The organism is Brevundimonas sp., from assembly GCF_030704825.1.
In the GTDB taxonomy this organism is placed as follows: Bacteria; Pseudomonadota; Alphaproteobacteria; order Caulobacterales; family Caulobacteraceae; genus Brevundimonas.
The window spans coordinates 52,444-77,480 of the sequence record NZ_JAUYNX010000014.1 but is presented as its reverse complement, the minus strand read 5'-3'; the positions used below and the strand labels follow the sequence as shown (position 1 = coordinate 77,480).

General features: G+C 71.0%; 21 protein-coding genes and 1 tRNA gene. 10 read left to right on the top strand and 12 right to left on the bottom strand.

Annotated features, from left to right (window positions below):
- Positions 1-89: 89 nt before the first annotated feature.
- The 4 genes from Q8Q71_RS05960 to Q8Q71_RS05945 are packed head-to-tail and all read left to right on the top strand — an operon-like array spanning position 90 to position 6,477.
- Positions 90-3,731 (top strand): hydantoinase B/oxoprolinase family protein, encoded by a 3,642-nt coding sequence (locus Q8Q71_RS05960; protein WP_305758711.1) that lies wholly within the window; start codon positions 90-92, stop codon positions 3,729-3,731.
- Between the two features lie 42 nt (positions 3,732-3,773).
- Positions 3,774-4,499 carry a DUF969 domain-containing protein gene (locus Q8Q71_RS05955; protein ID WP_305758710.1) on the top strand — a complete coding sequence of 242 codons (726 nt, stop codon included), beginning with the start codon at positions 3,774-3,776 and terminating at the stop codon, positions 4,497-4,499.
- Positions 4,496-5,461, top strand: a complete 966-nt coding sequence (locus Q8Q71_RS05950) for a DUF979 domain-containing protein (RefSeq protein WP_305758709.1) — start codon at positions 4,496-4,498, stop codon at positions 5,459-5,461. Before Q8Q71_RS05955 ends, Q8Q71_RS05950 begins: the two co-directional genes overlap by 4 nt.
- Positions 5,462-5,463: 2 nt before the next feature.
- Positions 5,464-6,477 (top strand): DUF2891 domain-containing protein, encoded by a 1,014-nt coding sequence (locus Q8Q71_RS05945; RefSeq protein ID WP_305758708.1) that lies wholly within the window; start codon positions 5,464-5,466, stop codon positions 6,475-6,477.
- On the opposite strand, the gene Q8Q71_RS05940 is transcribed toward Q8Q71_RS05945, so the two are convergent.
- Positions 6,474-6,827 (bottom strand): DMT family protein, encoded by a 354-nt coding sequence (locus tag Q8Q71_RS05940; RefSeq protein WP_305758707.1) that lies wholly within the window; start codon positions 6,825-6,827, stop codon positions 6,474-6,476. The two genes, Q8Q71_RS05945 and Q8Q71_RS05940, sit on opposite strands and share 4 nt — an antisense overlap.
- Positions 6,828-6,889: 62 nt before the next feature.
- On the opposite strand from Q8Q71_RS05940, the gene Q8Q71_RS05935 reads away from it, so the two are divergent.
- Positions 6,890-6,965, top strand: a tRNA-Thr gene (locus tag Q8Q71_RS05935).
- A gap of 9 nt (positions 6,966-6,974) precedes the next feature.
- Here the strand turns inward: Q8Q71_RS05935 and Q8Q71_RS05930 are convergent.
- From Q8Q71_RS05930 to Q8Q71_RS05920, 3 genes are all read right to left on the bottom strand, one after another.
- Complete coding sequence (locus tag Q8Q71_RS05930) at positions 6,975-7,478, bottom strand: hypothetical protein (protein WP_305758706.1); 504 nt, start codon at positions 7,476-7,478, stop codon at positions 6,975-6,977.
- 83 nt (positions 7,479-7,561) lie between these two features.
- Positions 7,562-9,433 carry a ferrous iron transporter B gene (locus Q8Q71_RS05925; protein ID WP_305758705.1) on the bottom strand — a complete coding sequence of 624 codons (1,872 nt, stop codon included), beginning with the start codon at positions 9,431-9,433 and terminating at the stop codon, positions 7,562-7,564.
- Complete coding sequence (locus Q8Q71_RS05920) at positions 9,433-9,741, bottom strand: FeoA family protein (RefSeq protein ID WP_305758704.1); 309 nt, start codon at positions 9,739-9,741, stop codon at positions 9,433-9,435. Before Q8Q71_RS05920 ends, Q8Q71_RS05925 begins: the two co-directional genes overlap by 1 nt.
- A 149-nt stretch (positions 9,742-9,890) precedes the next feature.
- Here Q8Q71_RS05920 and Q8Q71_RS05915 point away from each other — a divergent pair, with 149 nt between their 5' ends.
- Positions 9,891-10,424: a cytochrome c family protein gene (locus tag Q8Q71_RS05915; RefSeq protein ID WP_305758703.1), complete on the top strand. Its 534-nt coding sequence runs from the start codon at positions 9,891-9,893 to the stop codon at positions 10,422-10,424.
- Between the two features lie 3 nt (positions 10,425-10,427).
- On the opposite strand, the gene Q8Q71_RS05910 is transcribed toward Q8Q71_RS05915, so the two are convergent.
- The 4 genes from Q8Q71_RS05910 to Q8Q71_RS05895 form a co-directional block, all read right to left on the bottom strand.
- Positions 10,428-13,649: an efflux RND transporter permease subunit gene (locus Q8Q71_RS05910; RefSeq protein WP_305759011.1), complete on the bottom strand. Its 3,222-nt coding sequence runs from the start codon at positions 13,647-13,649 to the stop codon at positions 10,428-10,430.
- Positions 13,649-14,767, bottom strand: a complete 1,119-nt coding sequence (locus Q8Q71_RS05905; protein WP_305758702.1) for an efflux RND transporter periplasmic adaptor subunit — start codon at positions 14,765-14,767, stop codon at positions 13,649-13,651. The genes Q8Q71_RS05910 and Q8Q71_RS05905 overlap by 1 nt, the downstream gene beginning before the upstream one ends.
- 110 nt (positions 14,768-14,877) lie before the next feature.
- Positions 14,878-15,654, bottom strand: coding sequence for a hypothetical protein (locus Q8Q71_RS05900; protein ID WP_305758701.1), 777 nt, complete (start codon positions 15,652-15,654; stop codon positions 14,878-14,880).
- Complete coding sequence (locus Q8Q71_RS05895) at positions 15,651-16,415, bottom strand: class II aldolase/adducin family protein (RefSeq protein WP_305758700.1); 765 nt, start codon at positions 16,413-16,415, stop codon at positions 15,651-15,653. Before Q8Q71_RS05895 ends, Q8Q71_RS05900 begins: the two co-directional genes overlap by 4 nt.
- 144 nt (positions 16,416-16,559) lie before the next feature.
- On the opposite strand from Q8Q71_RS05895, the gene Q8Q71_RS05890 reads away from it, so the two are divergent.
- The 3 genes from Q8Q71_RS05890 to Q8Q71_RS05880 are packed head-to-tail and all read left to right on the top strand — an operon-like array spanning position 16,560 to position 19,057.
- A complete protein-coding gene (locus Q8Q71_RS05890; RefSeq protein ID WP_305758699.1) occupies positions 16,560-17,699 on the top strand; it encodes a DUF2336 domain-containing protein in 1,140 nt (379 codons plus the stop codon).
- A 31-nt stretch (positions 17,700-17,730) separates the two neighbouring features.
- Positions 17,731-18,513, top strand: a complete 783-nt coding sequence (locus Q8Q71_RS05885; RefSeq protein WP_305758698.1) for an NAD kinase — start codon at positions 17,731-17,733, stop codon at positions 18,511-18,513.
- Positions 18,514-18,565: 52 nt separating this feature from the next.
- Positions 18,566-19,057 (top strand): Hpt domain-containing protein, encoded by a 492-nt coding sequence (locus Q8Q71_RS05880; RefSeq protein WP_305758697.1) that lies wholly within the window; start codon positions 18,566-18,568, stop codon positions 19,055-19,057.
- A gap of 53 nt (positions 19,058-19,110) precedes the next feature.
- Here the strand turns inward: Q8Q71_RS05880 and Q8Q71_RS05875 are convergent, their stop codons facing one another.
- Positions 19,111-20,253 (bottom strand): DUF2336 domain-containing protein, encoded by a 1,143-nt coding sequence (locus Q8Q71_RS05875; protein WP_305758696.1) that lies wholly within the window; start codon positions 20,251-20,253, stop codon positions 19,111-19,113.
- A gap of 75 nt (positions 20,254-20,328) precedes the next feature.
- Entirely contained in the window at positions 20,329-21,126 is a 798-nt protein-coding gene (locus tag Q8Q71_RS05870) for a transglycosylase SLT domain-containing protein (protein ID WP_305758695.1), read from the bottom strand.
- 195 nt (positions 21,127-21,321) lie between these two features.
- Between Q8Q71_RS05870 and Q8Q71_RS05865 the strand changes: the two genes are divergently transcribed.
- The gene (locus Q8Q71_RS05865) at positions 21,322-22,053 is read left to right on the top strand and encodes a TonB family protein (protein WP_305758694.1); all 732 of its coding nucleotides are present in this window, start codon (positions 21,322-21,324) and stop codon (positions 22,051-22,053) included.
- Here the strand turns inward: Q8Q71_RS05865 and Q8Q71_RS05860 are convergent, their stop codons facing one another.
- Both Q8Q71_RS05860 and Q8Q71_RS05855 read right to left on the bottom strand, forming a co-directional pair.
- Complete coding sequence (locus Q8Q71_RS05860) at positions 22,054-23,064, bottom strand: FAD-binding oxidoreductase (RefSeq protein WP_305758693.1); 1,011 nt, start codon at positions 23,062-23,064, stop codon at positions 22,054-22,056. It abuts the gene before it with no gap.
- A 46-nt stretch (positions 23,065-23,110) separates the two neighbouring features.
- Complete coding sequence (locus Q8Q71_RS05855; RefSeq protein WP_305758692.1) at positions 23,111-24,958, bottom strand: phosphoenolpyruvate carboxykinase (GTP); 1,848 nt, start codon at positions 24,956-24,958, stop codon at positions 23,111-23,113.
- Positions 24,959-25,037: the final 79 nt, after the last annotated feature.

The window sequence follows — 25,037 nt, the reverse complement described above, 5'->3', positions numbered from 1 at the left end:
ACCAACCCCCCGGAGCCGATCCGGTTCACCCGCCCGCGCCGGCGAAGTCTGCGATAAGCTGGCCGGATGGATCGAGTCGGAGCCCCTTCATGAGCGCAGCGCGGACCGGGACGGCGACGGGCTGGCGCTTCTGGATCGACCGGGGCGGCACCTTCACCGACGTCGTGGCCCGGGCGCCGGACGGGGAGCTGCAGACCCGAAAACTGCTGTCCGACAATCCGGAACAGTACGCCGACGCCGCCGTCGAAGGGGTCCGGCGAATTCTCGACGCCGGGCCGGGTCCCCTGCCCGCCGGGCGGGTCGGGGAGGTCCGCATGGGGACCACCGTGGCGACCAACGCCCTGCTGGAGCGCAAGGGCGAGCCCGTCGTCCTGGCCATCACGCGCGGCTTCGGCGACGCCCTGCGGATCGGCTGGCAGAGCCGGCCCGAGCTGTTCGCCCGCCACATCGTGCTGAACGACCAGCTGTACGACCGGGTCATCGAGATCGACGAACGGGTGCGGGCCGACGGGGCGGTCGACCGGGCGCTGGACGAGGCGCGGGCCCGGGCGGACCTGACGGCGGCGCGGGCGGCGGGGTTCCGGGCCGTGGCCATCGTGCTGGTGCACGGCTGGCGCTTCACCGACCACGAACGGCGGCTGGCGGCGATCGCCCGGGAGACCGGCTTCGAACAGGTCTCGGTCAGCCACGAGGTCGGAGCGCTGATCAAGCTGATCGGGCGCGGCGACACCACCGTGGCCGACGCCTATCTGTCGCCGATCCTGAGGGCCTATGTCGACCGGGTCGGGGCCGATCTGGGCGAAGCCACGCCCCTGCTGTTCATGCAGTCGAGCGGCGGACTGACGGCGGCGGAGGCCTTCCGCGGCAAGGACGCCATCCTGTCCGGGCCGGCGGGCGGCGTGGTCGGCATGGCGGAGACCGCCCGGGCCGCCGGCTTCGACCGGGTCATCGGCTTCGACATGGGCGGCACCTCGACCGACGTGTCGCATTTCGCCGGCGACTATGAGCGGACCTCGGACGCGGTGGTGGCCGGGGTGCGGCTGCGGGCGCCCATGCTGAGCATCCATACGGTGGCGGCGGGCGGGGGCTCGATCTGCCGCTTCGACGGCGCCCGGCTGAGGGTCGGGCCGGAATCGGCCGGGGCCGTGCCGGGACCGGCCGCCTATCGCCGGGGCGGACCGCTGACGGTCACCGACTGCAACATCATGCTGGGCAAGCTGCGGCCCGACCAGTTTCCGGCGGTGTTCGGGCCGGACGGCGACCAGCCGCTGGACGCCGAGGCGGTGCGGGAGGGTTTCGAGGCCCTCGCCGCCGAGGTCGCGCGGGCCACGGGCCGCGCCGCGACGCCCGGGGCGCTGGCCGAAGGCTTCGTCACCATCGCGGTGCAGAACATGGCCGAGGCGATCAAGTCGGTCTCGATCCAGCGCGGCTACGACGTGACCCGCTATGTGCTGAACTGTTTCGGCGGCGCGGGCGGCCAGCACGCCTGCCTCGTGGCCGACGCCCTGGGGATGACGCGGGTGATGCTGCATCCGTTCGCCGGGGTGCTGTCGGCATACGGCATGGGGCTGGCCGAGGTGCGGGCCATCCGCCAGGCGACCGTGGCGGCCCCGCTGGATGCGGCGGGCGACGCGGCTCTGGCCGGCCGGGTCGCGGCGCTGGAGGGCCAGGCGCGCAGCGACCTGATCGCCCAGGGCTTCGCCGGGGCCGCCCTCACGACCCTGATCCGGGCCGAGATCAAATTCGCCGGCTCCGACACCCCGCTGGTGGTTCCCTTCGGTCCGGCGGACGCGATGCGCGCCGCGTTCGAGACCCTGCATCGCCAGCGGTTCGGCTTCTTCGCCGGGGACAAGGCCCTGGTCGTCGAGACGCTGGAAGCCGAGGCCGTCGCCGCCTCTGGCCAGGCGCCCTCGACACCCGCCCGCCTCGACCCGGGCGGAGTCCCCGGCGCCCTCGCCCGCGTTCCGGTCCGGATGGCGGGAGCGGATCACGACACGCCGGTCTGGCGCCGCGCCGACTTCGGCCCCGGCGCGGCCGTGGACGGCCCGGCGATCATTCTGGAAGACACCGGCACCACCGTGGTCGAGCCGGGCTGGCGCGCCTCGGCGGACGCGGCGTTGAACCTGATCCTGGAGCGGACCACCCCCCTGCCCGCCCGGACGGCCATCGGCACCGACGCCGATCCGATCATGCTGGAGGTGTTCAACAGCCGCTTTATGGCCTGCGCCGAACAGATGGGCGAGGCGCTGCGGGCCACGGCCTATTCGGTCAACATCAAGGAGCGGCTCGACTTCTCCTGCGCCATCTTCGACGCGGGCGGCGCCCTGATCGCCAACGCCCCGCACATCCCGGTCCACCTCGGTTCGATGGGCGAGAGCATCCGCACCGTGATCGCCTCGCGCGGATCGGGCGCCGACGGGCGCGGCATGAAGCGGGGCGACGTCTATATGCTGAACGCCCCCTACAACGGCGGCACCCACCTGCCCGACATCACCGTGATCATGCCGGTGTTCCTGGAGGCGGACGACGCGCCCGCCTTCTTCGTCGCGGCGCGGGGGCATCACGCCGACGTCGGCGGCATCACGCCGGGCTCGATGCCGCCGTCCTCGACCACCGTCGAGGAAGAAGGGGTGTTGATCGACGACTTCCTGCTGATCGACGCCGGCCGGTTGAGGGACGCGGAAACCCGGGCCCTGTTCGCATCGGGCCGCTGGCCCTCGCGCAACGTCGACCAGAACATGGCCGACCTGAAGGCCCAGGTCGCATCCTGCGCCCGCGGGGGCGACGAGCTGACGCGGATGGTCGCCGAGTTCGGGCGGCCGGTGGTGGCCGCCTATATGGGCCACGTCCAGAACAACGCGGAGGAGGCGGTGCGGCGGGCCATCGCGGCGCTGAAGCCGGGGGCGTTCGCGCTGGAGATGGACGACGGGGCGGTGATCCGGGTGCGGATCGAGGTCGACGCCGGAACTCGCAGCGCCGTGGTCGACTTCACCGGGACCAGCGCCCAGAGGCCGAACAATTTCAACGCCCCCCTGTCGATCACCCGGGCGGCGACCCTCTATGTCTTCCGCACCCTGGTGGACGACGCCATTCCGCTGAACGAGGGCTGCCTGAAGCCGATCCGGCTGATCGTGCCCGAGGGGTCGATGCTCAATCCGCACTATCCGGCGGCGGTGGTGGCGGGAAACGTCGAGACCAGCCAGGCCGTGGTCGACTGCCTGTACGGGGCGCTGGGCGTGCTGGCGGCCAGCCAGGGGACGATGAACAATTTCACCTTCGGCGACGACGCCCGCCAGTACTACGAGACCATCGCCGGCGGCTCGGGCGCCGGACCGGGCTTCGACGGAACCGCGGCGGTGCAGACCCATATGACCAACAGCCGGCTGACCGATCCCGAGGTGCTGGAGACCCGCTTCCCCGTGCTGCTGGAGGAATTCTCGATCCGGAGGGGCTCGGGCGGCGACGGGGCCAGCCGGGGCGGCGACGGGGCGGTGCGCCGGGTGCGCTTCCTCGAGCCCCTGACCGCGGCCATCCTGTCCAACCACCGCCGGACGGCGCCGTTCGGCGCGGCGGGCGGCGAGGACGGGGCGGTCGGGGTGAACCGGATCGAGCGGGCCGACGGGTCGGTCGAACCGTTGGGCGCGACGGCCGAGGTCCGGATGGGCGCCGGCGACGTCTTCGTCATCGAGACCCCCGGCGGCGGCGGCTTCGGCGCGAAAAGGGCTTCCTGAGCCGGACGTTCGGCGCAACCATCCGCGGGAGGGGAGAATCCGATGCTGGTGCTTCTGGGAATAGCGGTCGTGGTCGCGGGCTTCGTCGCCCGCATCAATCCGCTGCTGGTCATACTGATCGCGGCCATCGTCACAGGGGTGACGGCGGCCGTGGCGCCCGGCGTGGATGTCCCGGCGCTGGCGAGGGCGGGCGTGGATACGCTGGCGGCCTTCGGCGAGGCCTTCAACGACAATCGCTATTTCCACATCGTCTGGCTGGTGCTGCCGTTGATCGGCCTGCTGGAGCGGGCGGGGCTGCAGGAGCGGGCGCGGATGCTGATCGGCCGGGTCCGGGCGGCGACGGCCGGGCGGCTGCTGCTCAGCTATCTGCTGGTGCGCCAGATCACCTCGGCGCTGGGCCTGACCTCGCTGGGCGGCCATCCGCAGATGGTCCGGCCCCTCGTGGCCCCCATGGCCGAGGGGGCCGCCGAGGTCCAGGCCGGCGGCGACCTGCCCGACAAGGTCCGCTTCCGCATCCGGAGCATGTCGGCGGCCACCGACAATGTCGGCCTGTTCTTCGGCGAGGACATCTTCATCGCCATCGGCTCGATCGTGCTGATGGTCGGCTTCCTCGAACAGGCCGGGATCGTCGTCGAGCCGTTGCAGATGTCGGTCTGGGCCATCCCCACGGCCGTGGCGGCCTTCGCCGTCCACGGGGCGCGCCTGCTGCTGTTCGACCGGGAGACGGGACGCGACCTCGCCGCCCGCGACGCGGAGGCGGGCCGATGATCACCCTCGATCACGCCTATGTCCTCCTCGGGCTGATGTTCCTGGCCTTCGCCATCCTGACCCTGCGCGACCGGGAGCACCCGACACGGATCCGCAGCGCCGTCTTCTGGGGCCTGGTCGCCGCATCGATGCTGTTCGGCTCGTGGCTGGGCGGGCTGGGCAACGGCCTGCTGGTCGTGGCCCTCGTCGCCGTCGGCGGACTGAAGAAGCTGGGGGTCGGACGGCCGGCCACGACGTCGCCCGAGGCGCGGCGCGAGAGCGCGACGCGGCGGCGCAACGCCCTGTTCATTCCGGCCCTGCTCGTGCCCCTGCTCACCGTGGGGGGCACGCTCGCGGCCAAGCACACCGGTGCGGGGGCCTGGCTGATCTCGCCGGTCCAGACCACGCTGATCGCCCTGGGCCTGGCCTGCCTCGTCGCCCTGCTTGCCGCCATGGTCTGGCTGCGGCCGCCTGTCATGGCGCCGGCCCAGGAGGGACGGCGTCTGATGGATTCCATCGGCTGGGCGGCGCTGTTGCCGCAGATGCTGGCCTCGCTGGGGGCGGTCTTCCTTGCTTCCGACGTCGGGGGCGTGGTCGGCGGCCTGGTCACCGACGTGGTGCCGATGAGTTCGCCCCTGCTGGCGGTGGCGGCCTATTGCCTGGGCATGGCCCTGTTCACGATCATCATGGGCAACGCCTTCGCGGCCTTCCCGGTGATGACCGCCGCCATCGGCCTGCCCTTCGTGGTGGGGCAGTTCGGCGGCGATCCGGCCATCGTCTGCGCCATCGGCATGCTGGCCGGCTTCTGCGGCACGCTGATGACGCCGATGGCGGCCAATTTCAACGTAGTGCCGGCCAATCTGCTGGAGCTGCCCGACCGAGACGCGGCCCTGAACGGCGTCATCCGCGCCCAGATTCCGACCGCCCTGATCATGCTGGGGATCAATATGGCGCTGATGTATTTCCTGGCCTTCCGGTTCTGACGATGACCCACGTTCTCGACTCCGCCACGGCCTCCCGCTTCGCGGCCGCCGCCCTCGGCCATGTGACGCGCGAATATCCGAACAAGATGGATCACGTCCTGTCCGGGCCGGGGGACGTTCAGGGGCCGCGCGCCCTGCACCCTGTCTTCTTCGGCAGTTTCGACTGGCATTCCTGCGTCCACGGCTGGTGGACCCTGTTCACCCTGCTGCGCCTGTATCCCGACATGCCCGAGGCGAACCGCATCAGGGCCCTCGCGGACGAGCTCTTCACTCCGGACAAGGTCGCGGCGGAAACCGCCTATGCGGAACGGCCGGAGAGCCGGGGCTTCGAGCGGCCCTATGGCTGGGCCTGGCTGCTGATGCTGGCGGCGGAACTGGATCGGCACGAGGACGGGGCGCGGGCCCGGACGCTGGCGCCGCTGGCGGAGGCGTTCGCACGCCGGTTCCGGGACTTCCTGCCCTTGGCCGCCTATCCGGTGCGGGTCGGGACCCACTACAACACCGCCTTCGCCCTGCGGCTGACGCTGGACTGGGCCGAGGGCGCGGGCGACGCGGCCCTGGCGGATCAGTGCCGGGGCCGGGCGACGCTGTGGCACGCGGCGGACCGCGACTGTCAGGCGTGGGAGCCGTCGCAGGACGAGTTCCTCTCCCCCGCCCTGATGGAGGCCGCCCTGATGCGCCGCGCGCTGGCGCCGGACGCCTTCGCGAACTGGTTCGAGGCCTTCCTGCCCCGGCTGGCCGAACGCGAGCCCGCCACCCTGTTCCTTCCGGCCAGCGTCAGCGACCGGTCGGACGGCAAGATCGCCCATCTGGACGGCCTGAACCTCAGCCGGGCCTGGTGCTGGCGGGAGATCGCGTCAAGCCTGCCGCCCGGGGACGCGCGCCGCCCGATCGCCCTCGAGGCGGCGGACGTTCACCTCGACGCCGCCCTCCCCCATGTCACCGGCGACTATATGGGCGAGCACTGGCTGGCCAGTTTCGCCCTCCTGGCCCTGCTGGCTGGTCGGCGCGGCTAGAGGGGGCCGCGGAACACGAACCAGGCCCCGGCGACGATCAGGGCGAAGCCGACGGCATGGTTCAGGGTCAGCTTCTCGCCGAGGAAGGTCACCGAAAAGACCGCGAAGACGATCAGGGTGATGACCTCCTGCATCGTCTTCAGCTCCGCCGCCGAATAGACCTGATGCCCGATCCGGTTGGCCGGGACCGCCAGGCAGTATTCGAAGAAGGCGATCCCCCAGGCCACGATGACGACCAGCCACAGCGGCTTCGAGCCGAATTTCAGGTGGCCGTACCAGGCCAGGGTCATGAAGATGTTCGACGCCGTGAGCAGCAGGATCGGCGCGAGTTGGGCGAAGGAAAGGGGCATGGCGGACCTGTCTTGACGTCCTCCGCCATGCGCCAGCATAAGGACCGCCCGTCAAGGCGGCGGCCGGCTTAGCTCAGTTGGTAGAGCGCCAGTTTTGTAAACTGGATGTCGCGGGTTCGATTCCTGCAGCCGGCACCAGCGCGCTGATCAGAAGATCAGCCCGCTGCGCGCTTCGTGGAGTCGAGCGAAATGGGCCACGGCCTCGGGCCCGAACAGCACCGGGTCGGCCGAATGGGCGTCCTCGATGACCGCCAGGACGACGTCCAGCGAGTCCTGGCGGGACGGCTGGCCGCCCTCCGCGAGCCGGTCCAGCAGGGCCAGCAGCTTTTCGCGGCGCTCCAGCGCCTGGGCCTTGAGAACCTTGGCGCTGGGCGAGCTCCGCATCGCGCGGACAGTCGCCGACGGCGCGCCGTCGATCGCGGGAATGTCGAAGAAGGCGCTGTCCATCGGCCCAGGCCGGGGCGCGGACGCGAAGGTCGCCCGGTCGCCTTCGACGCGCGACGACGCATCCGCCACGACCTCGAACGCGGTGAACGCATCGGGCAGCTCCGCGGCCCGGGTCTTGCCGCAGCGATGGCACCGGTCGGCGCGATGACGCTCGGACCAATAGAATTCGTGCCGACATAGCAATGGCTTCAGCGGCGACGGCATGGCTTTCTCCCCGGACGTTCCGGGATTCGCCCCAAGGCTCGGCGCTTGTCAACCATGGTTCGCTTGCGGCGCGAGCCGGCGAACTAGCCGCCCCCCAGGGCCAGGGCGATCCGGTAGACGATGAAGGCCGCCAGATAGGCCAGTCCGAACATGTAGACGACCATGACCCACATCCACTTCCACGAGTTCAGCTCGCGCTTGACCACGCCCAGCGTCGCCACGCACTGGGGCGCGAAGACATACCAGGCGAGGAAGGCCAGACCCGTGGCCAGCGACCACTGCGCGGCCAGGGTGACGCCGAGTAGGCTGGTCGCGCTCTCGGGGTCGGCGACCGCATAGACGGTGCCCAGGGCCGCGACCGCGACCTCCCGGGCCGCCATGCCGGGCACGAGGGCGATGACCATCTGCCAGTTGAAGCCGATCGGCGCGAAGATCGGCTCCAGCGCGTGGCCGATCATGCCCGCGAAGCTGTAGTCGATGGCCGGACCGGTCGCGCCTTCCGGCGGATAGGGGAAGGTCGCCAGCGCCCAGACGACGATCATCAGCGGCAGGATGATCCGCCCGGCCCGCTCCAGGAATATCCGGGCGCGGAGCCACAGGTTGAACAGCACGCTCTTCCAGTCGGGCGTCTTGTAGGCCGGCAGCTCCATCATGAACGGCTCGACCGCGCCCCTCCAGAACAGCTTGCGGATGACGAACGAGACCGTCAGGGCGCTGACGATGCCAGCCCCGTAGAGGCCGAGCATGACCAGGCCCTGGAGGCTGGCGAAGCCCCAGACCCGCTCGTTCGGAATGAAGGCGCCGATGATCAGCGTGTAGACGGGAATCCGCGCCGAACAGGTCATCAGCGGAGCCACCATGATGGTGGTCAGGCGGTCGCGCCTGGAGTCGATCACCCGCGCGGCCATGATCCCCGGAATGGCGCAGGCCACGCTGGACAGCAGCGGAATGAAGGCCCGGCCGTGCAGGCCGGCGACGCCCATGATCCGGTCCAGCAGGAAGGCGGCGCGGGCCATGTAGCCGAAGTCCTCGAGGAGGATGATGAACAGGAACAGGATCAGTATCTGGGGCAGGAAGACGAGCACGCTGCCGATGCCGGAAATCAGCCCGTCGACGATGAGGCTCTGCCAGATGCCGTCCGGCAGGATCATGGCGACCAGCGCGCCCAGGCCGGCGAGCGCGCCCTCGATGCCGTCCGCGAGCGGCGTCGCCCAGCTGAACACCGCCTGGAACATGACGAACATGATGGCCGTCAGGATGACCAGGCCGCCCACCGGATGCAGCAGCACGGAGTCGATCCGGCCGGTCAGGGTGTCGGGCCGTTCCGGCGGACGAACGCAGACCTTCATGATCCGCTCGGCCTCGCGCGCCGCTCCGCGCAGGGCGGCGGCGTCGGGAGCCGTCCAGACGCTTTCGGCCGTCGGCGACTGTGTCCCGACCACGGCGGCGACGGCGGCGACCAGCTCGTCGATGCCGCGCTTTCGCGTCGCCGTCGTCGGAACGATCGGCACGCCCAGTTCGGCCGAAAGCCGCTCCAGGTCGATGCGCAGGCCCTGGCGCTGGGCGATGTCGTACATGTTGAGCGCCAGCACCATCGGGCGTCCGACGGCCTTCAGCTCCAGCACGAGGCGCAGCACCAGCCGCAGATTGGTGGAGTCGGCCACCGCGACGATCACATCCGGCGTGTTCTCCCCGGCCAGCCGGCCCAGCACCGCGTCGCGGGTGACTTCCTCGTCCGGGCTGCGGGCGCGCAGGGAATAGGTGCCGGGCAGGTCCAGCACCGACATCGTGTGGCCGTCCGCCGAGCGGATCAGGCCCTCCTTCCGCTCCACCGTGACGCCCGCGTAGTTGGCGACCTTCTGATGGGCGCCGGTCAGGGCGTTGAACAGCGCGGTCTTGCCGCTGTTCGGATTTCCGACGAGCGCGACCCGCGCGCTCCGCACCGCCATGTCCATCAGGCGGTGACTTCTTCGGGAGCCGGATCGGCCGCCGCGACCGCCACCGGGTCGAATCGCACGGTCAGGCTGGCGGCCTCGTGCCGGCGCAGGGCGACGCGCATGTCGTCGATCTTCATCGCGATGGGATCGCGGCCGAACAGACCCTCGTGCAGCAGTTCGATCCGGGCGCCCTCGACGAAGCCCAGCTCCAGAAGCCGGCGCTCCAGCTCCATCGCGTGCTCGTCATGGTGACAGTGATCGCCGACCTGGACGATGACGCCGCGGTCGCCCTTTCGAGCCAGGCTGAGTTTCAGGGTGTCGGACATTACGCTCGCGAACCGGCGACGCGGACTCCCGCGTCTGTTGACACTGATTATCAGGTGCGAATGGTCCGCGTCCAGTCAGACATGGCGTCGCATCCCGTTGCCCATGGCTACGGTTGGAGTATCACCGGATGGAAATGCCGGAGAGAGCCATGACCCGCCCATCGATGATCGCCGCCCTCGCCCTGCTTGCGTTGACCGGTTGCAGCCAGGGCGACGGGGGATCCACGACGGAGACGCCCGCCACGCCGGAGCAGGCCGTGTCAGCGCCGCCGCCGCCGCCGTCGGCTCCCGTCGCCGCGGCGGCGCCGGAGAAGGCGGCGCTGCTCGCGGCCCTGCCCGCGCCCTGGAACGAGGCCGATCTGGACAACGGCCGGCGGGTCTTCGCCCGCTGCCGGTCCTGCCACACCATCACCGAGGGCGGACCGAACATGACCGGGCCGAACCTCCATGGCGTGTTCGGACGTCAGGCGGGGGCCGCGCCCGGCTTCAACTACTCCGCCGCGGTGAAGGAAGCCGGCTTCGCATGGGACGGCGAGCGTCTGGACGACTGGCTGGAGAATCCGCGCACCTTCCTGGCGGGCACGAAGATGGCCTTCGCCGGCATTCCCGACCCGACGGACCGCCGCGACGTCATCGCCTTCCTGAAGGTCGAGACCGGCTACACGCCGCCCGCCCGGCCCTGAGGTCTATTCCGCCGCGGCGGGGACGGCGTCGTTGGCCGTGGTCTCCTGCGCCTCCCATTCCTCGATCTTGCGGGCGGTGTATTCAGGCGACTTCGTAAAGCGCGCCAGCACGCCGTAGATCACCGGCACCACGAACAGGGTCAGCAGGGTGGCGAACATGGCCCCCGAGAAGATCACCACGCCGATGGTCTGGCGGCTGCCGGCGCCCGCCCCCTGCCACAGAACCAGCGGCAGGGCGCCGAAGGCGGTGGCGATCGAGGTCATGATGATGGGGCGCAGGCGCAGGGTGGACGACTCGATGATGGCATCGTGGATCGACCGGCCCTGATCGCGAAGCTGGTTGGCGAACTCCACGATCAGGATGCCGTTCTTGGCCGCCACGCCGATCAGGATGATCAGACCGATCTGGCTGTAGATGTTGAGGCTGGAGCCGGCCATCATCAGGCCGAACAGGCCGCCCGCCGCCGCCAGGGGCACGGTCAGCATGATCACCGCCGGCGTGATCCAGCTCTCGAACTGGGCCGCCAGCACCAGGAAGACCAGCAGCAGGGCCAGGCCGAAGGCCGCGGCGACGGCCCCGCCCGCTTCCTGCTGATCCCGGGCGGCGCCGCCCCACTGGGTCGTGACCACGCCCTGCGGCTGATCTCTCGCCACCTCGGTCAGGAAGGCCGTCGCATCGGCGATGGTGGTGCCCGGGTTGAGATCCGCGGACAGGCTGATCGCCCGCTGCCGGTCGAGACGACGCCGGTCGGGCGTGTCCCCCGACGTCTGGGTGGTGACCACGGCCGACAGGGGCACCAGCTGGCCGCCGCCGGTGGCCACGTACAGGGCCTCGAGGTCGCCGACAGTGCGGCGGTCGGCGCGTCCGGTCTGCAGGATGACGTCGTACTCCTGGCCGCCGCGCAGATAGGTGGTGGCGCGCCTCGACCCGAACATCGTCTCCAGCGTCCGGCCGATCGACTGGGAGGAGACGCCCAGGGCCGCGGCCTTCTCGGGATCGACGTCGACCAGCAGGCGCGGGGAATTGGGCTCGTAGTTGAGGCGCGGCCGGGAAAAGCCCGGATTCTCCAGGGACCGCGCGAGCACCGGCTGGAGCCAGCGATAGATGTCCTCATATTCCGAGCCGGTCACGACCATCTCGACCGAGTTGGAATTGCCGCCGCCGCGCTGGAAGGCGCCGGGAACCGAGGCGTTGACCTGGGCGTCGGTCTGGCCGCGCAGCTTGCCGTTCAGCTCCTGGGCGATCTCGTCGGCCGAGCGGTCGCGTTCGGACCAGTCCTTCAGGGTCAGCACGGCGTTGCCGGAGTTGAAGCCGCCGCCGCCGAAGCCCGGAGCCGAGACCAGATAGGCCTCGACCTCGCCGTTGTCCCTGTACTCCGCCAGTATGGGCTCGAGCCCCAGCATGATGCGGCGGGTGTAGTCGAACCCCGCCCCTTCGGGTCCCTGGACCCGGACCATGACGCGCCCCCGGTCCTCGGGCGGCACCAGTTCGTCCGGCAGATTGACGAACATCAGCGCCGCGCCGCCGCCGACCAGCAGGATCAGGGCGGCGACGCCGACCACGGCGATGCGCCGGCCCAGCAGCGCCTGCAGGGAATGGGCGTAGGACGTCTTCAGCGCATCCATGGCGCGGTCGACCTTGCGGGCCACCCAGCCGCCGCCGGCCGCCGGCCGCAGGATACGCGACGCCAGCATCGGCGACAGGCTCAGGGCCAGGAAGGCGGAGAAGGCCACGGCCGCGGCGATGGCCGCCGCCAGCTCGACGAACAGCCGTCCGACATAGCCCGGCAGGAACAGCAGGGGCGCGAACACCGACAGCAGGGTGATGGTGGTGGCGACCACCGCGAAGAACACCTGTCGCGCGCCGCGTTCGGCGGCGACCAGCGGCGGCTCGCCGTGGTCGATGCGGCGCTGGATGTTCTCGGTCACGACGATGGCGTCGTCGACCACCAGGCCGATGGCCAGAACCAGGGCCAGCAGGGTCAGCAGGTTCAGCGAAAAGCCCAGGGGGGCCAGCACGATGAAGGTCGAAAGCAGGCAGATCGGAGCTACGATCGTGGGAATGAAGGCCGCCCGCAAACTGCCGAGGAAGATGAAATTCACCAGCGCCACCAGCACCAGCGAGATGCCGATGGTGATCCAGACCTCGTCGATGGCGTGCGCGGTGAAGACCGAATTGTCCGAGCCGACGACCAGCTCCGTCCCCTCGGGCAGGCTGGGCCGGATCTCGTCCAGCAGGTCCTTGACCCCGGCCGAAATGGCCAGGTCGTTCGACTGGGCCTGGCGCGTGACGGCGAGGCCGATCTGGTCCAGGCCGTTGCCGCGGAAGAGGCGGCGATCCTCCTCGGGCGCCTCCTCGACGCGGGCGATGTCGCCCAGCCGGGTGACATAGGCGCCCTGGCCCTGGATCGCGCCGGAAGCCCCGCTGGGCAGAGTGGCGGGGGCGACCTGTCCGGTCGTCTGGGCGGCGGCGGGCGCCGACCCCCGGACGCCGATCGGCAACCGGCGGAAGTCGTCGGCATAGGCGTAGGTCCGCGCCACGCGGACGGTGTAGTTCTTCTCGCCCGACTCGAGCTGACCGGCGGGCAATTCGACGTTCTGGCTGGTCAGGGCGGTTTCGACGTCGCCGACCGTCAGCCCGCGCGCGGCGAGGGCCGCGGGGTCCAGCCAGATGCGCATGGAATAGCGCTGCTCGCCGTAGATCTGGACCTGGGCCACGCCCGGAACGGTCGCCAGGCGGTCGATCAGATAGCGGTCGGCGTAGTCGGTCAGCTCCAGGCGATCCAGCGTCGGCGAGCGCAGGAACAGGATCATGATCGGCTGGCTGTTCGTGTCGGCCTTGGCCACTTCGGGCGGATCGGCCTGGTCCGGCAGGCGGCCGACCACGCGCGAAACCCGGTCGCGCACGTCATTGGCGGCGTCGTCGATGTCCCGATCGAGCGAGAATTCGATCGAGACGCTGGAGCGGCCGTCGCGGCTGGTGGAGTTGATCCGCTCCACCCCCTGGATGCCGGCGATCTGCTGTTCGATGGGCTCGGTGATCCGGCTCTCGATCACCTCGGCCGAGGCCCCGGCGTAGCTGGTGTTGACCGAGACGATGGGCGGATCGACGTCGGGCAGCTCCCGCACGGGCAGGAAGAAGAAGGCGGCCGCGCCGATGACGCACAATACGATGGCCGCCACGGCCGCGAAGACCGGGCGGCGGACCGAGAGGTCGGACAGCATCATCGGGCGGTTGTCCGGGGAGCGGCGGCCCGCCCGCCGCGCCCGGCGACGGTGACCGGCGCGCCCGGCTGGATGCGATTCAGGCCGGAGCCGACCACCCGGTCGCCGGCGGCGAGGCCGGACAGGATCTCGACGAAGCCGCCCTCGACGGCCCCGGCCTCGACCTCGACCCGCTGGGCCGTCTGGCCCCGCTCGCCGCGGGCGATACGGTAGACGAAGGCGCCCTCGCCTTCGTACTGGACCGCGCTTTCCGGCACCGCCGGCGCGGTGCGCACGCCCTGCTCGATGGCCACGCGGACAGCCATGCCGGGCCGGATGCGGGCTCCGGGGTTGGGGATCTCGGCCCGCGCCGTCACCGACCGGGTCTGTTCGTTGACCCGCGTGTCGATCAGGGCGATGCGGCCGGAGAAGGCTTCGTCGCCCCAGGCGTCGATCCTGGCCGAGATCGGCGCGCCGGCGCGCAGAACGCCGAGGTAGCGTTCGGGCACGGGGAAATCGACGCGGATCACGTCGATGTCGTCCAGGGTGGTGATGACCCCGCCCGGATTGACCAGGGTCCCGGCCGTGACCGAACTGAGCCCCAGCACTCCGGCGAAGGGCGCCCGGATCAGCCGGTCGCCGCGCCGGGCCTGGGCCGCCGACAGCGACGCCCGGGCGCTTTCGAGGGCCGTCTCTGCGTCCTCGGCGGTGACGCGGGGCGCGATGCCGCGGTCGGCGAGGGTCCTGTAGCGGTCGTACTGGCGCTGGGCCTGGGCCACCTGGGCGCGGGCCTCGATAATGCCGGCGTCCTCCTCGCGGGCCTGCAATTCGACAAGGGGAGCGCCGGCCGCGACCCGCTGGCCGTCGGTGAACAGGACCCGGGTGATGAGTTCGCTGGTGGAAGAGGTGATGTTGACCGAGCGGCGGCCGCGCGCGACGCCCAGCACGCGGATCTCGTCGGTGAATTGTCGCGGCGCCGTCACCGCTTCGGACACGGCCTGGCCGCGACCGCCGCCCGGGCCGCCCGGGCCGCCGCCGGCCTTGTCGTCGTCGGCGAAGGCCATCCGCAGCACAACCGCCAGGACCATGAGCCCCAGCAGAACGGCGGCGGCTACGAGGAAGAAGTGGCGCTTGATCACGCGGGGCGCTCTCCGGCGAATGGGACCCGCCGACTTAGCGGCTCACGCCATCGACGCAACTAAAGTTCATGTAACGGTCGCGGTTCCGGTTTCCGTCGCGGCCGGCCGCGTCAAAAGCGCCGCCAGACAGCGATCACCGGGCCGGCCGATTCCGGCGTCTCCCGGCCGGCGACGGCCTGGCGCCAGCCCGCCTGCAGGCTCCAGTCGCCGAGATCGCGGACGACCGAGGCCTCGAGCGACAGCCAGCGGGGACCGCCATCGTCGGCCTGTCCGCCATAGGCCTGGGCCAGCACCATCCAGTCCTCGCCGAAACGGGCCCCGGCCGTGGCGTCGATCCGCGTCTCGTCCGGCAGGCCCTGCCGCATCCGCCGCGCCGCCTGCAGGTCGACGAAGGAGCCGCTGGCGCCCCAGCGGCCCGAGCCTCCGAACGACCGGCCGACCGAGGCCCGGACCTCCCAGTCGCTGTCGCCGACCCCGGGGGCCGCATAGCCGGCGTTGCGGCCCTCGCCCCCGTCGGCGTAGCCGGCGTAGAGGCTGACGGCGGCGCGGTCGTCGCGCCAGGCCTGCCACGTCACGCCGATCTCGAGGGGGCCGCGTCCCTGGTAGTCGACGAAGGCGTCCTCGCCGGACTGCCAATCACCCTTGAATTGCACGGTGAAGCGGTCGGCGACGCCGTATTCCGCGAACAGGCCGAATGTCACATCGCGCCGTTCCGCCGGCAGGTCGGCCATGGCGCCGCCAGGGTCGAACCCGCGGTCGGCCCGCATGTCCTCGAATTTGAAGATCACCTGGCCTTCGCCCCGGGGCTGGGTCCAGGGGCCGGCGGCGGCGGAGCCGGCGCCCGTCATCAGGACCGTCGCGGCCAGCAGGCCGGCGGCCGTTCTCAAGCGTCGTAGCCCGGGGATTTCCGATCCAGCATCCGCAGGGCGCCGGGCCAGGCCAGGGCCGAGATGAAGCCGATGCCCCGACCCTGGTCCTTCGTCTCGGCCTGGGCGGCGTCCGGCGCCATCAGCACATGCTCGCGGCCGCCCGACAGGGCCGCCACCTGCTGGGCGCAGGCCCGCTCGAGGAAGAACATGCCGACCCAGGCCTGGGCGGCCGTCTCGCCCACCGCCAGGGTGCCGTGGTTGCGCAGCAACATCAGCGGTTTGTCGCCGAGATCGGCCACCAGCCGCCCCCGCTCCTCGTGGTTCAGCGCCAGACCCTCGTAGCCGTGATAGGCCACCTGGTGCTGCAGCAGGCAGGCGTTCTGGCCGATGGGCAGCAGGCCCTCCTGCTGCGCGGCCACGCCGACGCCCGCGACCGTATGCAGATGGATGACGAACCGGGCGTCCTCGCGCGCGGCGTGGATGGCCGAGTGGATGGTGAAGCCGGCCGGATTGATGAAGCTGGTCGTGTCCTGGACGATGTTTCCCTCGAGATCGACCTTGACCAGGCAGGAGGCCGTGATCTCCTCGAAATACCAGCCGTAGGGATTGATCAGGAAGTGATGCTCCGGCCCCGGCACGCGCGCCGAGACGTGGGTGAAGATCATGTCGTCCCAGCCGTGCAGGGCCACCAGCCGGTACAGGGCGGCCAGTTCGACGCGGACGTTCCATTCCGCCTCGGAAACCCGCGATTTGAGGGAAACAGTCGCGCCGTCGGCCATGATCGCAGTCCTTCGTCCAGATCGGCGGCCACGCTCGCGCCGGGCGCGGCCTTCGTCAAGATTCAGTTTCCGTTAACCGCGTCTTAGCGCCCCAGGCTCTAGCGTCGGCCTCGCCGACCCGTCGTCGGTGCGCCGGAGACGCCCGTGGTCCTCGTCCAGCTTGTGCCCCAGCACCGCGTCGAGGACGCGCCCCGCCCCAGCGACCTGCTGGCGCTCGCGCGCAACAACAGCGTCGACGCCCGCCAGCGCCTGCTGCTCGGCGTCGTGGCGCTGTGCGACGCCCGCCCGCCGGCGGGCGAACTGTCGCCGGTGCTCGGCGAAATCTTCCTGACCCTCGCCCGCCAGGCCGAGCGCGACGTGCGCAAGGTTCTGTCCGAGAGACTGGCCCACGCCGACTGGGCGCCCGCGGCCCTCGTCAATGTGCTGGCCCTGGACGAGATCGAGATCGCCCGCCCCATCCTCGCCTCCAGCCCCCTGCTGGGGGACGACGATCTGCTGCGCGTGCTGATCGAGGCCTCGCTGGAACATCAGATCGCGGTGGCCCGACGTCCCGGGATCAGCGGACGGGTGGCCGACGCCGTCATAGACCGGGCCGAGCCCGCCGTCCTGATGGCGCTGGCCGCCAACCGGACCGCCGAAATCAGCGTCGGAGGCCTCCGCCGGCTGGTCGAGCATTCCCGTCGCATCGCCGCCCTGCGCGGACCCCTGACCCGCCATCCGCTTCTGACCGAGGCTCTGGCCGAACAGCTGTACCAGTGGGTCGGCACGGCCCTGCGTCAGTCGATCGCGGCCCGGTTCACGGTGGACGAGAAGGCCCTGGGAGCGGCGGTCTATGACGCCGTCGAGGGCGTTCTGCGGCCCCCGAAGCCGGAAGAGGTTCCGCTCGACCATCCCGATCGCGACGAGATGGAACGGCGGCTGATCGACAAGCTGAAATCGGCCGGCCAGTTGCGCGCCGGCTTCCTGATCCGCGCCGTCCGCGAAAAGCATCTCAACCTGTTCGCGCACGGCCTTGCCGCCCTGGGCGGCTTCGGGGTCGCCCAGGTCCGGCAGGCCCTGGGCGCGCCGACGCCCGAGGCGATCTACTACGCCTGCGCCGCGGTCGGGATCGACCGGGCCGTCTTCCCCACCCTGCTGACGGAGCTGCGCAAGCTGAACGGCTCCCTCCCGGGCGACCGGGGCGACCCGGTCTGGCAGCGCGGAGCCTTGTCGTCCAACTCGGCGGCGCGCGCTTTCCGGGTGCTGACCGGCGGCGAACACGGCGAACTGCAAGCCGCCGTTTGACTTCGCCCTCCGCCTCGGCTTGCGTGCGAGGGTGAACCAACCCCTGCCGCCCTCCGTCCGCATCGCCTTCGCCGCCTCGGACCGGCCCGAGGCGCAGGCCGCCCGCGACCGTCTGGCGGCCCGCTACGGGTCGGTGGACGCGGCGGAGGCCGACGTCATCGTCGCCCTGGGCGGGGACGGCTTCATGCTCGAGACCCTGCACACCGTCATGGAGCGGCGCACGCCCGTATTCGGCATGAACCGGGGCTCGATCGGCTTCCTGATGAACGACTTCGAGGAGGACGGATTGCCGGAACGGCTGGCCGCCGCCGGGCGCGCCGTCATCCATCCGCTCCAGATGGACGCCCGCACCGAGGCCGGCCAGACGCACAGCGGCCTGGCCATCAACGAGGTCTCGCTGCTGCGCCAGACCCGCCAGAGCGCCAAGCTGAGGATCAGCGTCGACGATCGCGTGCGGCTGGAGGAGCTGTCGTGCGACGGCTGCATGCTGGCCACCGCGGCCGGATCGACGGCCTACAATCTGTCGGCGCACGGGCCGATCATTCCCCTGGGCGCCCCGGTGCTGGCGCTGACGCCGATCAGCGCCTTCCGGCCCCGGCGCTGGCGCGGGGCCCTGCTGCCGCATACCGCCAGGGTGTGTTTCGAGGTGCTGGAGGCCGACAAGCGCCCGGTCAGCGCCACGGCGGACAGCCTGGAGATCCGGCGGGTCAACCGGGTGGAGGTCCGCGAACGCCGCGACATCGCCCTGACCATGCTGTTCGACGCCGGCCGATCGTTCGAGGAACGGGTCCTGGCGGAACAATTCGCATCCTGACGGCCGTGCACCGCTTTTTAAGGACGTGGGTGCAAGGCTGGGGTTCGTCCGTATGCAGGAGTCCGCCGTGAGCAACCCGGCCCAGGTCATTCGCCCGCCCAACACCCTTCGCATGAAGGTCGGCGGCGCTTTCGGCGGCATCGACGCCGGCGCCATCGCCAAGGCCGAGGAGGCCCTGAAGGCGATGTCGGCCCAGTTCGGCCAGTGGCTCCAGGACGAGATCGTCAAGCTGGACAAGGCCCAGTCCGATATCCGCACCGAGGGCTACAATGCGAAGACGGCCGAGGCGCTCTATTTCCGGGCCCACGACCTGAAGGGGCTGGGCTCGACCTATCAGTATCCACTGGTGACCCGCCTGGCCGGGTCGCTCTGCAAGATGATGGACGATCCGGTCAAGCGCATGGGGGCCCCGGTCCTGCTGCTGGACGCCCATATCGACGCCATCAAGGCCGTGGTCCGCGACCAGATCCAGACCGACGACCATCCGACCGGCAAGGTGCTGGCCGAGGCCCTGGAAGCCCGGGTCGCAGAACACCTGGGCTGAGCCGCGTCCTATTCTGAAGGCCGACGCCCGCCCCCCAGGCGGGCGTTTCGCTGTCAGGCGGCGGCGCTGATCCTGACCCGGCCCGACAGCGGGTCGTGGTCCAGCCGCTCCATCAGATAGGCGAGATCTTCGCGCGGCGCGTTGGGGCGCTGGGTCAGGAAGCGCTCCAGCATCCGTTGACGGAAGTCGTCGCCCGAGGTGTCGGCGCCCTCGGCCTGCAGGGTCCGCCAGGTGTCGACGCCCGCGCGATAGGCCTGGAACAGGCGGGGCGGCAGACCGGCGCGGTCATAGATCGCCTTCAACCCGAGCGGGCCGGCGTCGTGGATCATCAGCCACGCCCGGGCGTGCGGCGTGCCGGCCAGTTCGGCCAGCCCGTGTTCGAACAGCGCCATCTGGCCACGCGCGAGCGCGCGCAGCAGCAGGGAGGCGGTCAGCGCCCGGCGCGCGTTCAGATTGGCGACGAACTGCGGCAGTTCGGCCTGGCTGGAGGCCTGGTCGACCAGGTCCACCGTGGCCCGTTCGCGGGCGAAGGCGGCCAGGCGGATGGCCGTCTCCGGCGCCAGGGCGTGGCGGGTGACCAGGTGTTCGCGCACCGTCTCCGAAGCCAGTTCGATCAGGCGCTCGGTCACCGACAGGGGCAGGACCTGCCGATAGGCTATGGCGGCCACGATCTCGGGCGAGGCGCCGAAACGGTCGATGCAGCGCCCCAGGGCGGCCTCGGCGACGTCGGCGTTGTCGTTGGCGGCGAGGGTCCGGACGGCCTGTTCGCAGCCGACCTCGGCCACGGCCGTGGCCACGTCGCGGCTGACGCCGGGCCGACTGGCCACCGCCACCTGCCGCACGGCCGATCCGGCCCGGACGATCTCGATCAGGTCCTCGTCGGTGAAAGCCGGGGAGAAGTTGATCAGCGGCAGGGCGACGCTGTCGACATCGGCCGCCAGCTTGCGCGCGATGTCCCGCGGGATCAGGTCCGACGCCTTCAGCGTCACGGCCATGGCCCGTCGCACCAATTCGGCGGCGTCCTGGGCCAGCATGCGAAGGATCTTCTGCGCCGCCGCGCGGTCGTCCTCGTCCAGATCGGCCCTGTCCATGCTGCGGCACAGCTTGTGCGCCGCCGCGGCCCGTTCGTCCTCGTCGGTCGCCTTGATCAGGCGGCGGATATCGATCTCGGTCAGGCGGGCTCGGTAGGCGGTCATGGGCGGATCCAGGCTTTGCCGGTCAACATCGGCCCGTCATCCTTAACGGGCGGTTCACCATCGCCGGATTCGGGATCAGACGCTCCCGCCGGTTTCCGGGGCGAAGGCGCCGCCGAAGCCGCCGCCCTTGCCGTCGCCGTCCTGTCCGAGCAGCAGCGCCAGCAGGCTCTGGTCCTGTTTGAGTCGATCCAGCCGCGCGGCCAGCTGGCGGTCGCGATCGCCAAGCTCCGGCGGCGCCTGGACCGACCCGGCGCCGGAGGCCGGCGCGCCCCCGCCGGCGCTGCGCTGCAGGTTGGCGTGAACCTCGGCCACCGTGGCAGGGCGGCCGTCGCGATAGAAGATCGACCGGTTGGCCGAGGCCGCCTCGGGGAAGATCGCCGCCGCACTGGACCCCGGCCGCCGGTCCATGGCGTCCATCAGCTGGGCCGCGCCGGCCGGACCGAGGAAGTGGGCGGCGTACAGGTCGCCGGCCCCCGGCTCGCGCCCGGTGCGTCCGCGCAGATAGGCCGCGTTCGACGCCGTCAGCTCCGCCGCCATGGTCGAGGCCGCCTGGGGATCGAACCGCAGGTCCAGCACCACATTGCGCGCCGAGCCCTCGACCCGCCAGCGCCCGTCGCCACCGCGATAGATCAGGTCGGCGTACTGGCCATAACCATGCTTGGCGCCGTGGGTCTTCACCGTGCCCAGCCAGGTCTGCTCGATGAACTGGAACAGACCCGCGGCCGATGAAGTCGGGGCCCGGGCCGAGGGGTTCATCGCACTTTCCCGGCGGGCCGTCCGGACCAGGAAATCAGCGTCCACGCCAGTGGCGTTCGAGGCGCGCCGGATGGCCGCCTCGACCCCGCCAGAGGATGGAATCGCTCCGATGCTCATGACTCATGACGCTGGGGGTTCGTGGTTAATCAAACCCTAACGCCACCCACGGCGTCCACAGCCTCTTAACCTTCGCGGCGGCGCGCCGCCACGGTGGCGCTTTCATGGCGACGCTCGCCCCAAACTTGCCGTCAGGGCGGCGCTCAACTTGGCCGTGGGACGCTGTGGGGGCGGTCAGACAGGGATGAGACGGCCATGATGATCAAGACAGCGGGCGGCCCCGGACTGGTGAGCCCGATCGATTTCCACGAACGCCGGACGCCGCGCATGACGAAGGCGGCCTGGATCGCCACCGGCATCGTGGTCGCGGCCCATATCGGCCTCGGCGCGGCGCTCTACTATCAGCGCTTCGAGCTGAGGACCGCGCTGATTCTGCCGGAACCGACGCCGCCCTTCAAGATCACGCTGGAACAGCCGAGGCCGCTGCCCGAGCCAGAGCCGGTTCGTTCGACCGCCCCGAACACGCCGCTGAACGACACCCCGCGCCCGCTGACCCCCACCGACACCATCTCCGCGGTTCCAACCGACGCGACGCCGACGACCAGCACGACCCTGACCTTCACGGAGGTCGTCGAGACGCCGGTCGACAACACCCCGGTGGTTGAAGCGACGCCCGCCCCCGCGTCCGTGATCCGCAATCCCAGCTGGTCGCGGCAGCCGTCGGCCGAGCAGATGATGCGGGCCTATCCGGACCGCGCGATCACGGCCGGAATCGCCGGTTCGGCCTCGCTGAACTGTCTGGTTCTGCCCACCGGCGCGGTCACCGACTGCAACGTCACGCGGGAGACGCCGGGCGGTTATGGCTTCGGCCGGGCGGCGCAGGGGCTGTCGCGCCATTTCCGGGTCAATCCGCGCACCGTGGACGGCGCGGCCGTGGGCTCGCGGGTGGCGATCAACCTGCGCTTCGACCTGCCGCCAGAAGGCTGATCAGCCGAACCTGAGGGGATCGAGGGCGGCGGCGTCCGGCGACGGCGCGCCGCCCTCGACGCCGTCGGCGACCACGCGGGCGACCAACGGCCCCAGCAGCCAGCCGTTGCGGAATGGAGCCAGGGCCAGATGCAGGCCGGGCTCTCCCGACGGGCCGGCCAGGGGCAGGCCGTCGGCGCTGGCGCCGCGCACGCCGACGCGCGGCGTTCCGGCCGTCCCCGCCGCGCCCAGCAGGGCCAGGCCGGCGGCGACGCGGCGGGCGGATTCGTCGAGATCGGGCTCCAGGTCGCGGCGGCCGCGCTCCATGGTGGCGCCGATGACGACGCCGCCCGGGGCCGGAACCACATAGAGGCCCGGCGTCCGCAGGGTTCGCGGCGGCGGCGGCGCGGCGACCGGCGTCAGCTGGCCGCGCACCGGTTCAATGGCGGATACGACGGCCGCGGGCCGGTCCGGCAGACCCGGAAGCGGCGGAGTGGCGCCGGTGGCCAGCACCACGGTCGGCGCGAACCAGACCCTGCCGTCGCCGGCCTCGACCCGCCAGCGGCGCGCGTCGGCAAACAGGCTGGCGACGGTCCCCCGGACGATGGCGACGCCGGGGGCCCGGGCCAGGGCCTTGAGACCGGCCGCGACCTCGACCCGCCAGTCGTCCGGCGAGGTCAGGCCGCCGGGCGCCGGCGCGGCGGCGAACCCCAGGGCCTTCACACGGGCGATGGCCTCGCCGGGATCGGGCCCGAGCCAGTCGACGCCGTCGCGGGTCAGCGCCAGGCCGAAGGCTTCGGCAAAGCCGGGCCACAGATCGCGGGCGCGCCTCAGGAGGGCCGCCCGTTCCGGCGTGGCCTCGTCGGACAGGCATTCCAGCGCCGGAGCGATCATGCCTGCCGCGGCCGAACTGGCGTTGAATCCGCCCGGGTCGACGACGGTCACGGCGTGGCCGCGCGCGCCCAGTTCCGCGGCGGTGCAGAGGCCGAGCACGCCGGCGCCGATGACGATCACATCAGGGGAGGAAGTCACGGGCGATCAGATCGACCGCCCGGGCTCCGATTGCAAGACGCTATCGCTACTCCGCCGCGATGGCGGCGGCGCGGGTCGCGCCGATGCGGGCGGTGAGGGCGGCGTGCTGGTCCCAGAGGGCCGCGGGGAGACGATCGCCGAACTGGGCGTAGAAGTCCGGGATCAGCGAGGCCTCCTCGGCCCAGACCGCGACGTCCACATCCAGCAGGATGGACAGGTCGGCGTCCGACAGGTCCAGGCCCGACAGGTCCAGCGCCTCGCGGGTCGGCACGCGACCGACCGCGGTGTCGACCGCCTCGGCCTCGCCGTCGATCCGTTCGGCGATCCACTTCAGCACCCGGGCGTTGTCGCCGAAACCCGGCCAGACGAACTTGCCGTCGTCGTTCTTGCGGAACCAGTTGACGAAGTAGAGGCGCGGCAGTTTCGACGCCTCGGTCTTGCCGGCCATCGAAAGCCAGTGGGCGAAATAGTCGCCCATGTTGTAGCCGCAGAAGGGCAGCATGGCGAAGGGATCGCGGCGCAGGGCGCCGATGGCGTTCTCGGCGGCGGCGGTGCCTTCCGAGGCGACCGACGAGCCCATGAACACCCCGTGCTCCCAGTCGAAGGCCTCGGTCACCAGCGGCACGGCCGAAGCGCGGCGGCCACCGAACAGGATGGCGTCGATCGGCACGCCCCTGGGGTCCTCCCACTCGGGCGCGATGGCCGGGCACTGGCCGGCCGGCGCGGCGAAACGGGCGTTCGGATGGGCGGCGGGCTCGCCCGAGGCCGGGTCGTGGGGCTGGCCCTTCCAGTTGGTCAGGCCGTCCGGCGCCTCTTTCGTCAGACCTTCCCACCAGATGTCGTTGTCGGCGGTCAGGGCGGTGTTGGTGAAGACGGTGTTGGTGGCCAGGGTCGCCAGGGCGTTCTGATTGGTGTTGCGGCTGGTGCCGGGCGCGACGCCGAAGAAGCCGGCTTCCGGGTTCACGGCGTAGAGCCGGCCGTCATCGCCGAAACGCATCCAGGCGATGTCGTCGCCGATGGTCTCGGCCTTCCAGCCCGGGATGCTCGGCTGGAGCATGGCCAGGTTGGTCTTGCCGCAGGCCGAGGGGAAGGCGGCGGCGACGTATTTGGCGCGGCCCTTCGGATCGGTCAGCTTGAGGATCAGCATGTGCTCGGCCAGCCAGCCCTCGTCGCGGGCCATGACCGAGGCGATGCGCAGGGCGTAGCATTTCTTGCCCAGCAGGGCGTTGCCGCCGTAGCCCGAGCCGTAGGACCAGATCTCGCGGGTCTCGGGATAGTGGACGATCCATTTGTCATCGTTGCACGGCCACGGCACGTCGGCCTGGCCCTCGGCCAGCGGGGCGCCGAGGGTGTGGACCGCGGGGACGAAGAAGCCGTCCTCGCCCATCAGGTCCAGCACCGGCTGGCCCATGCGGGTCATGACCCCCATCGAGACGGCGACATAGCCGCTGTCGGTGATCTCGACGCCCAGGGCGCTGATCTTCGAGCCCAGCGGCCCCATCGAGAACGGCACGACATACATGGTCCGGCCGGCCATGCAGCCGTCGAACAGACCGTTCAGCCGCGCCCGCATCTCGACCGGATCGGCCCAGTTGTTGGTCGGGCCGGCGTCGATCTCATTGGCCGAGCAGATGAAAGTCCGACTCTCGACCCGGGCCACGTCCCGGGGGTCCGAGGCGGCGTAGTAGCAGCCGGGACGCTTCGTCTGGTCCAGTTCCCTCAGGGTGCCCTTGCCGATCAGATCGGCCACGATGGCGGCCTTCTCGGCCTCCGAACCGTCGCACCAGCGGACGCGGGCGGGGCGCGTCAGGGCGGCGATCTGCTCGACCCAGGCGATCAGGCCGGCGTGGCGGGTGGGGGCCGGATGCAGGCCCGGAATCACGGATGCGGTCACGATCACTCTCCTGAACGTCGCCCGGCGATCTGACGCCGCCGTGGCTCTCCCTTGCGTGAGATCACGCAATGTTTCAGCC

Bases quoted from the DNA above. Each gene is read 5' to 3' on its own strand.
- Q8Q71_RS05950 (WP_305758709.1), top strand. From the start codon at position 4,496: ATGATCACCCTCGATCACGCCTATGTCCTCCTCGGGCTGATGTTCCTG.
- Q8Q71_RS05880 (WP_305758697.1), top strand. From the start codon at position 18,566: ATGCAGGAGTCCGCCGTGAGCAACCCGGCCCAGGTCATTCGCCCGCCC.
- Q8Q71_RS05960 (WP_305758711.1), top strand. From the start codon at position 90: ATGAGCGCAGCGCGGACCGGGACGGCGACGGGCTGGCGCTTCTGGATC.
- Q8Q71_RS05910 (WP_305759011.1), bottom strand. From the start codon at position 13,649: ATGCTGTCCGACCTCTCGGTCCGCCGCCCGGTCTTCGCGGCCGTGGCG.
- Q8Q71_RS05955 (WP_305758710.1), top strand. From the start codon at position 3,774: ATGCTGGTGCTTCTGGGAATAGCGGTCGTGGTCGCGGGCTTCGTCGCC.
- Q8Q71_RS05930 (WP_305758706.1), bottom strand. From the start codon at position 7,478: ATGCCGTCGCCGCTGAAGCCATTGCTATGTCGGCACGAATTCTATTGG.
- Q8Q71_RS05940 (WP_305758707.1), bottom strand. From the start codon at position 6,827: ATGCCCCTTTCCTTCGCCCAACTCGCGCCGATCCTGCTGCTCACGGCG.
- Q8Q71_RS05875 (WP_305758696.1), bottom strand. From the start codon at position 20,253: ATGACCGCCTACCGAGCCCGCCTGACCGAGATCGATATCCGCCGCCTG.
- Q8Q71_RS05870 (WP_305758695.1), bottom strand. From the start codon at position 21,126: ATGAGCATCGGAGCGATTCCATCCTCTGGCGGGGTCGAGGCGGCCATC.
- Q8Q71_RS05925 (WP_305758705.1), bottom strand. From the start codon at position 9,433: ATGGACATGGCGGTGCGGAGCGCGCGGGTCGCGCTCGTCGGAAATCCG.
- Q8Q71_RS05895 (WP_305758700.1), bottom strand. From the start codon at position 16,415: ATGGCCGACGGCGCGACTGTTTCCCTCAAATCGCGGGTTTCCGAGGCG.
- Q8Q71_RS05915 (WP_305758703.1), top strand. From the start codon at position 9,891: ATGACCCGCCCATCGATGATCGCCGCCCTCGCCCTGCTTGCGTTGACC.
- Q8Q71_RS05865 (WP_305758694.1), top strand. From the start codon at position 21,322: ATGATGATCAAGACAGCGGGCGGCCCCGGACTGGTGAGCCCGATCGAT.
- Q8Q71_RS05945 (WP_305758708.1), top strand. From the start codon at position 5,464: ATGACCCACGTTCTCGACTCCGCCACGGCCTCCCGCTTCGCGGCCGCC.
- Q8Q71_RS05920 (WP_305758704.1), bottom strand. From the start codon at position 9,741: ATGTCCGACACCCTGAAACTCAGCCTGGCTCGAAAGGGCGACCGCGGC.